Origin of the sequence: Selenomonas sp. (assembly GCF_052169755.1) — a bacterium.
GTDB lineage: Bacteria > Bacillota > Negativicutes > Selenomonadales > Selenomonadaceae > Selenomonas.
In genome coordinates, this window is the sequence record NZ_JBQNBV010000096.1 from 1 (window position 1) to 8,261 (window position 8,261).

Annotated in this window: 6 protein-coding genes and 1 pseudogene; 5 read left to right on the forward strand and 2 right to left on the reverse strand. The window is 60.4% G+C overall.

Translation table 11 applies throughout. The annotated features are described in order from the left end of the window. The coding region (locus ACTTKG_RS07610) for an ATP-binding cassette domain-containing protein (protein WP_442673627.1) at positions 1–360 on the reverse strand (360 nt) is incomplete at its 3' end. After that, complete coding sequence (gene modA, locus ACTTKG_RS07615; RefSeq protein WP_442673622.1) at positions 360–1,151, reverse strand: molybdate ABC transporter substrate-binding protein; 792 nt, start codon at positions 1,149–1,151, stop codon at positions 360–362. The genes modA and ACTTKG_RS07610, both read right to left, overlap by 1 nt. A gap of 255 nt (positions 1,152–1,406) precedes the next feature. Here modA and ACTTKG_RS07620 point away from each other — a divergent pair, with 255 nt between their 5' ends. The 5 genes and pseudogenes from ACTTKG_RS07620 to ACTTKG_RS07640 all read left to right on the forward strand — a co-directional run. Beyond that, complete coding sequence (locus ACTTKG_RS07620; RefSeq protein WP_442673623.1) at positions 1,407–5,102, forward strand: nitrate reductase subunit alpha; 3,696 nt, start codon at positions 1,407–1,409, stop codon at positions 5,100–5,102. Continuing rightward, positions 5,092–6,513: a nitrate reductase subunit beta gene (narH, locus tag ACTTKG_RS07625; protein ID WP_442673624.1), complete on the forward strand. Its 1,422-nt coding sequence runs from the start codon at positions 5,092–5,094 to the stop codon at positions 6,511–6,513. The genes ACTTKG_RS07620 and narH overlap by 11 nt, the downstream gene beginning before the upstream one ends. Next, positions 6,513–7,037 carry a nitrate reductase molybdenum cofactor assembly chaperone gene (gene narJ, locus ACTTKG_RS07630; RefSeq protein WP_442673625.1) on the forward strand — a complete coding sequence of 175 codons (525 nt, stop codon included), beginning with the start codon at positions 6,513–6,515 and terminating at the stop codon, positions 7,035–7,037. Before narH ends, narJ begins: the two co-directional genes overlap by 1 nt. Beyond that, a complete protein-coding gene (narI, locus tag ACTTKG_RS07635; protein WP_442673626.1) occupies positions 7,034–7,717 on the forward strand; it encodes a respiratory nitrate reductase subunit gamma in 684 nt (227 codons plus the stop codon). The genes narJ and narI overlap by 4 nt, the downstream gene beginning before the upstream one ends. Beyond that, positions 7,714–8,261 (forward strand): annotated as a pseudogene (locus ACTTKG_RS07640) (molybdopterin-binding protein); the annotation flags it as partial. The gene narI and the pseudogene ACTTKG_RS07640, both read left to right, overlap by 4 nt.

Consider the following 8,261-nt stretch of genomic DNA (forward strand, 5'->3'; position numbering starts at 1 on the left):
CGAAAAGCGCGCAAGCTCCCTTTCGAGGAGCTTGCGCTTTTCTTCTTTCGTACCGTGCGCCGAGAACGTGATGTTCTCGGCGACGGTCATGTTGGGAAAGAGGGCGTAGTCTTGGAACAGATAGCCGACGCGGCGCTTCTGCGGCGCGAGGTTGACGCCCTTTTCGCTGTCGAAGAGCGTGCGCCCGTTGAGCAGGATGCGCCCCTCGTCGGGCTTTTCGATGCCCGCGATGCACTTCAAGGTCATGCTCTTACCGCAGCCCGAGGCGCCGAGCAGCGCGAGCACTTCGTCGCGCACGGAAAATTCCACAGCGAGATTGAAGCCGCGCAGCTTCTTGCGGATCTTGACTTCAAGTTTCATCACTTGCCAGCGGCTTTGAAGCCGTACTTTTCAAGGATCGCCATGCCCTTTTCCGAGGAAACGAAGTCGAGGAAGGATTTCGCCTCGTCCATGTGCTTCGTGTCCTTCAAGATGGCAGCGGGATAGATGACAGGCTTGTGCGAGCCTGCCGGAGCTTTCGCTGCGACCTTGACTTTGTCGGAAATGGCGGCGTCCGTCGCGTAGACGACGCCGCAGTCCGCATCGCCCGTCTCCGTCCACGAGAGAACCTGACGCACGTCGGAGCCGTAGACCGCCTTGCCCTTCACCTGGTCGAGGATGCCGAGCTTCGTGAGGATTTCCTCCGTGTACTGACCGACGGGAACGCCCTTCGGCTCGCCGAGTGCAACGCGAGAAACCGTAGGAGTAGCAAGCGCGTCAAAGGAGGTGATCGCCTTGCCGCCATCCTTGGGAACGATGAGCACGACCTCGTTTTCGAGGAGGTTCTTGCGCGTGCCGTCGGCGAGAAGCCCCGCCTTTTCGAGCGCGTCCATCTGCTTCTGCGCCGCCGAGAAGAAGAGGTCGGCGCTGCCGCCGTTCTCAATCGCCTGCTGCAGGGCGCCGCTGCTGCCGAAGTTGAAGACGACCTTCGTCTGAGGATGTTCCTTCGCGTACTCGGTCGCGATCTCGTTCATCGCGTCGGTCAGACTCGCGGCGGCGGAGACCTGCAGCTCGACAGGATCTTTCTTCGCGTCCGAAGCGCTCGGTGCAGTGCCGCAGCCCGCGAGAACGAAGAGGGCGAGGCACGAGAGGAGAAGGGCGATTTTTTTCATGGAAAAACTCCTTTCTTCGGTGGAATTTGTTATACTACATTATCTTAGTATAACATAAGAAAAGCGACTTGCAGTAATATTTATCACAGCACATCCCATATTCGACAGAAAATTTTTCATCTGTGATATTTGTTACAGGACAAATCCGAGAAAATCTTGCTATAATAAAATGGATTAGAGAAATTTAGAGAAGTGCGGATGAAAACCTCCGTGTTCTTTAAGAAAATGAGATTTCCTCAGGAGGGAGATGGAGAAGTGAGCAGCATTTTCCAGAAGTTCCGTTATCTTATCCCGAAGGAGCGGACGGCGAGCGGTCACCAACAGATTCATGAGGGCGGACGCGACTGGGAGAACATGTACCGCGACCGCTGGTCGTTCGACAAGCGGGTGCGTTCGACGCACGGTGTAAACTGTACGGGTTCGTGCAGCTGGAACATCTATGTGAAGGATGGTCTCGTGGCTTGGGAGAACCAGGCGCTCGACTATCCGGAGACTTCGCCCGACATGCCGGATTTCGAGCCTCGCGGCTGTCCGCGCGGCGCTTCGTTCTCATGGTATCTCTACAGCCCGCTGCGCATCAAGTATCCGTACCTCAGGAGCGATCTCGCAGAGCTTTGGCGCGAGGCGAAGAAGAGCCATAAGACGGCGCTTGAGGCGTGGCGCAGCATTGCCGACGATCCCGCGAAGAAGAGGCGCTACAAGGCGGCGCGCGGCATGGGCGGTTTCGTGCGCTCGAATTGGGACGAGGTGTCGGAGCTCATCGCTTCGTCGCTTCTCTACACGGTGGAAAAGTACGGTCCGGACCGCAACTTCGGCTTTTCCGTCATTCCTGCGAAGTCGATGCTCAGCTATGCTGCAGGGCTTCGTTTCCTGCAGCTCATGGGCGGCGCGGGGCTTTCCTTCTACGACTGGTATGCCGATCTGCCGCCGGCAAGCCCGCAGGTTTGGGGCGACCAGACGGACGTGCCCGAGTCGAGCGATTGGTACAATGCGGGCTACATCATCACGTGGGGCTCGAACGTGCCGCTGACGCGCACGCCCGATGCACACTTTTTGACAGAGGTGCGCTACAAGGGAACGAAGGTCGTCTCCGTCGCGCCCGACTACGCGGAGTCTACGACGGTCGCCGACACGTGGATCAGCCTGCATACGGGCAGCGACGCCGCTCTCGCTATGGCGATGGGGCACGTCATCCTGAAGGAGTACTACATCGACAAGGAAGTGCCTTTCTTCGTCGACTATGTGCGCCGCTTCACGGACTTCCCGTTCCTCGTACTCCTCGATGAGAAGGAGGACGGCAGCTTCCTGCCCGGACGCTTCCTCAATGCGAAGGACATGGGACGCGCCGACGAGAAGCACGCCGACTTCAAATTCTACGTCGTGGATGAGATGACGGAAAGGCTCGTCGTGCCGAACGGCACGATGGGCGACCGCTGGGATCGTCAGGCGAAGTGGAATCTCAAGGAGGAGGACAGCGACACGGGCGAGGCGATCAAGGCGCGTCTTTCCGTCCTTGACATCAAGGATGATGCGGTCGAAGTCACTCTGCCGTACTTCGGCACGGAGCGCGAGGAAAGACTCTTGAAGCGCATGGTGCCCGTCAAGAAGATCAAGACGGCGGCGGGCGAGCGCCTCGTGACGACGGTCTACGATCTGACGATGGCGAACTATGCGATCGATCGCGGCCTCGGCGGCGAGGCGGCCTCCTCCTACGAGGACGATGTGCCGTATACGCCGCATTGGCAGGAAAAGTACACGGGCGTCTCGCCCGAGCTTGCCATTCATACGGCGCGTGAGATGGCGGACAACGCGATCAAGACGGACGGCAGAACCATGGTCATCATGGGTGCGGGCATCAACCACTGGTACAATGCCGACATCATCTACCGCACGATCTTGAACCTCCTGCTCTTCATCGGTGCGGAAGGCAGGAACGGCGGCGGCTGGGCGCACTACGTCGGGCAGGAGAAGCTGCGTCCGGCGGAGGGCTGGGCGCGTGTCATGACGGCGACGGACTGGCAGCCGGCGGCGCGTCTGCAGAACAGCACATCGTTCTTCTACTTCGGCACCGATCAGTGGCGGAGCGACGAGATCGACACGGAGCAGATTGTCGCGGCGACGGGCAAGCCGCGCTATCGCCACCCCGGCGACTACAACGTCCTCGCGGCGCGTCTCGGCTGGCTGCCATCCTACCCGACGTTCAACAAGAGCGGGCAGAAGATCATCGACGAGGCGAAGGCAGCGGGTCATGAGGACTTCGAGGACGTGAAGAAGTTCGTCGCCGAAAGCCTCAAGAAGGGTAAGCTGAACTTCTCGGCGGAAGATCCCGACGCGCCCGAGAATTTCCCGCGCAACCTCTTCATCTGGCGCGCGAACCTCATCACTTCGTCGTCGAAGGGGCACGAATACTTCCTCAAGTATTTGCTCGGCACGAAGAACGGTCTCTTCGCCGAGGAGAAGTGCCCGACGCGCCCGACGGAGATCCGTTGGCGCGAGGAGCAGGAGATCAGCCAGCCCGGCGGCGCGGCTGAAGGCAAGCTCGATCTGCTCATCGACCTCGATTTCCGCATGGCAGGCTCGGCGCTTTATTCCGACGTCGTACTGCCGACGGCGACGTGGTACGAGAAGACCGACCTTTCCTCGACGGACATGCATCCGTTTGTCCATCCGTTCCAGCCTGCCGTCGATCCCTTGTGGGAGGCGCGCACGGACTGGGATATCTTCCGCACGCTCGCCGAGGCTGTCTCGCGCGTCGCCAAGGAAGCGGGCATGAAGCCGTACACGGATGTCGTCGCCGTGCCTCTGCAGCACGATACGGAAGCCGAGACGGCGCAGCCCGAGGGTCGGATTCGCGACTGGAAGAAGGGCGACTGCGAGCCGATTCCGGGCAAGACGATGCCGAACCTCGTCAAGGTGGAGCGCGACTATACGAAGATTTACGAGAAGTGGATCGCGCTCGGCCCCAACGTGGAAAAGGGTATGGGCGCGCACGGCCTCTCATGGGAGTCGAAGGAGGACTACGAGGAGATCCGAAAGCGCAACGGCGTCATTGAAAACAAGGATTTCGTCTCCTACGGCATGCCGTCGATCTTCGAGGCGCGCCAGGCCGCCGACGCCGTCATGGGGCTTTCGTCGACGACGAAGGGCTCGGTCGCCGTGCGCGCATGGCAGTCGATGGAGAAGCGCACGGGTCTGACGAATCTCACGCGGCTTGCCAAGGATCGCGAGATCGAGCGCTTCACGTTCGATCAGGTCGTCGCGCAGCCGCGCCAGACGATCACGACGCCGACGTTCACGGGCAGCAACAGCAATCGCCGCTACACGCCGTTCACGACGAACGTCGAGGAGCTTGTGCCTTTCCGCACGGTGACGGGACGCCAGTGCTTCTACGTCGATCACGAGCTCATGCAGGAGTGGGGCGAGGCGATGGCGACATACCGCCCGATCTTGGAGAACCGCCCGATCGAGAAGAAGCTCGGCGAGGGCAAGGAGATCACGCTGCGCTATCTGACGCCGCACAACAAGTGGAGCACGCACAGCATGTACTTCGACAGTCAGCAGCTCCTGACGCTGTTTCGCGGCGGGCAGACCGTGTGGTTCAACGAGAAGGACGCCGCCGATATCGACGTCAAGGACAACGACTGGGTCGAGCTTTACAACCGCAACGGCGTCGTCGCCTCGCGCGTCGTGACTTCGCCCCGCCTGCCGCGCGGCGTCGTATTCATGCACCACGCGCAGGATCGCCACATCAATGTGCCCGGCTCGAAGATTTCGGGTACGCGCGGCGGCACGCACAACACGCCGACGCACATCATGATGAAGCCCACGCACATGATCGGCGGCTACGGGCAGTTCAGCTACGGATTCAATTACTACGGCCCGACGGGCAACCAGCGCGATACCTACGTCGTCGCGCGCAAGATGAAGGAGGTCGATTGGCTTGAGGATTAAAGCGCAGATAGCGATGGTCATGAACCTTGACAAATGCCTCGGCTGCCATACTTGCTCGATCACGTGCAAGAACGTCTGGACGAACCGCGAGGGCGCGGAGTACATGTACTTCAACAACGTCGAGACGAAGCCGGGCATCGGCTACCCGAAGAATTGGGAAGATCAGGAAAAGTGGAAGGGCGGCTGGAAGGTCAAGGACGGCGAACTTTCGCTCGCCTCCGGCGCAAACAAGGCGGTGCGCCTCATGAAGCTCTTCTACCATCCCGATCAGCCCGAGCTTGACGACTACTACGAGCCGTGGACATACGACTACGAGACGCTGATCCATTCGGGCCGCAAGAACCATCAGCCCGTGGCGCGCCCGCGCTCTCTGATCACACAGAAGCGCATGGAGATCAAGTGGGGGCCGAACTGGGAGGACGATCTCGCGAGCGGCGAGTCGGCGCGTCAAGATCACAATTTGAAGAAGCTCGGCGAGAAGATCAAGCTGGAATTCCACGATCTCTTCATGAAGTATCTGCCGCGCCTCTGCAACCACTGTCTGAATCCCGCCTGCGTCGCCGCGTGTCCTTCGGGCGCGATCTACAAGCGCGACGAGGACGGCGTCGTCCTCATCTCGCAGGATGTCTGCCGCGGCTGGCGTCACTGCGTGCCAGCCTGTCCGTACAAGAAGATCTATTACAACTGGAAGTCGAACAAGGCGGAGAAGTGCGTCCTGTGCTATCCGCGTTTGGAAAACGGCTTGCCGACGGTCTGCACCGACACCTGCGTCGGGCGCATCCGCTACATGGGCGTGATTTTCTACGACATGGACAAGGTGGAAGAGGCGGCGAAGACGGAGAGCGCCGCGCACATTCCTGCGAGCGAGCGCGGCATCTTCCTCGATCCGCGCGATCCGGACGTGCAGAAGGCGGCGCGTGAGGCGGGCATTTCGGACGCATGGATTCATGCGGCGGAGCGTTCGCCCGTCGACAAGATCATCCGTCAGTGGCAGATCGCTCTGCCGCTGCATCCCGAGTACCGCACGCTGCCGATGGTCTGGTACATCCCGCCGCTCTCGCCGATCTTGAAGCATGTGGAAGCGGAGGTCTACCTGCCCGACGCAGCGGACATGCGCATCCCGCTCGAATATCTGGCGCAGCTCTTCGCGGCGGGCGACGTCGCCGTCGTCAAGAACACGCTCGCACGCCTCTTGGAAATGCGCACGGTCATGCGCAGCAAGGAAACGAAGGAGTCTGTGCCGGCAGAGCTTTCCCTGCATGAGGCGGAGTACGAGGCGATGTATCGTCTGCTCGCCGTTGCCAAGCGCAGGGATCGCGTCGTCATTCCGGCGGGACTGCAGGCGGAGACGCACGAGCGTCTGCGCGAGCTGCAGGGCAGCGCGGGCTATGTCTGCCCGGGAGGTTGCTGATGGAAGAGTACAAGAAGCTGCTGAAGCTCGCGGCATATCTTTTGGAGTACCCGAGCGAGGCGTGGTGGCAGGATTTCGACGCCTACCGCGCCGCAGCGGCAGAGATTGAGACGAAGCAGGCGCGAGAGGTCTTGGCGGAGCTTTTTGACTACGCGCAGGAGCTCGGCAGCAAGGCTTACGAAGAGCAGTATGTGCGCTCTTTCGAGTTCTCGCCGAACACGAATCTTTATCTGACGACGCAGGATCGCACGGACTTCGGCAAGCAGGCGAGTGAGATGCACGTCTACAAGCAGCTGTTTCTCAAGAACGGCTTCGACACGCAGAACGAGCTTCCCGACTATTTGCCGGCGCTCTTGGAGCTTGCCGCCGCCCTGCCCGAAGAGAAAGCGGCGGAGGTCTTTCGCACGATGAAGGACAAGCTCAAGCTCCTGCGCGACCGCTTCATTGAGGCGAAGCTTGCCTATGCTTTTCTTTTGGATGTCGTGCTCATGCAGGCGGAGAGATGGGAAGGGGATGCAGCATGAATGAGTTCTTTTGGGGCGTACTGCCCTACATCGCTTTCACCGTGCTCATAGGCGGCACGATAGCGCGCTACGTCTTGATGGAGCGCGGCTGGACGACGAAATCGAGCGAATTTCTCTCGAAGAATGATTTGCGGATCGCCGGTCCGATGTTCCACTTCGGTCTCTTCATGGCCTTGGGCGGTCACATCATCGGCGTGCTCATCCCGAAGGTCTGCACGGAGGCGGCGGGAATCAACGAGCATCTCTATCACATCATCGCGCTGGCGGGCGGCATACCGGCGGGCATCCTGTTTTTCTTCGGATTCCTGCTGCTCTTGAAGCGTCGCTTTCTGGGCAAGGACTACATGCAGGTCAATACGTCTCGCATGGATCGCTGGCTCTACCTCGTGCTCTTCCTCGCCATCCTGACGGGCTGCGCGGGGACGCTGTCGAACGCCCTGGGCGGCTTCGCTTTTGACTACCGCGCGACGATCTCGCCGTGGTTCCGCTCGCTCCTTGCGTTCTCTCCCGACGTTTCGCTGATGGATGGCGTGCCGTTCGTGTTCCGTGCGCACATGCTGCTGTGGATGGCGACGGCGATCCTCTTTCCGTTCACGCGCCTCGTGCATTGCCTGAGCTTCCCGTTCCTCTATCTGACGCGCAGCCCCATCGTCTATCGCAGGAAGGAGAGCCGCTCGTGAGCGCCTTGGCGATGCAGGAAATCTCTGTGGAAGATGCGGTCGGGCAGATCCTCTGTCACGACATTACGGAGATCGTGCGCGGCGTGAGGAAGGGTGCACGCTTTCGCAAGGGGCATGTCGTCGAGGCGGCGGACATCCCCGTGCTGCTCTCTTTGGGCAAGGAGCATCTCTACGTCTGGGAAAACGACGGCACGCTGCTGCATGAGAACGAAGCGGCGGAGATCCTGCGCGGCTTCTGTCAGAACGAGGGAATGGAAGCCTCTGAGCCGAAGGAGGGCAAGATCGAGCTTCGGGCGCTTCATGACGGCGTATTCGCCGTCGATGTCGAGCGATTCCATCGGCTCAACGATTTCGATGACATCATGGTGGCTTGTGCGCCGCAGTACATGGCGGTCAAGAAGGGCGATTTGCTCGCAGGGATGCGCGTGATTCCGCTCGCCGTGAAGAAGGATTTGATGGAAGAGGCGGCGCGAGCCGTTGGCGAAGAACCGATCTTTCGGCTTCTGCCGTACCGTTCGCTGAAGGTCGGCGTCGTGACGACGGG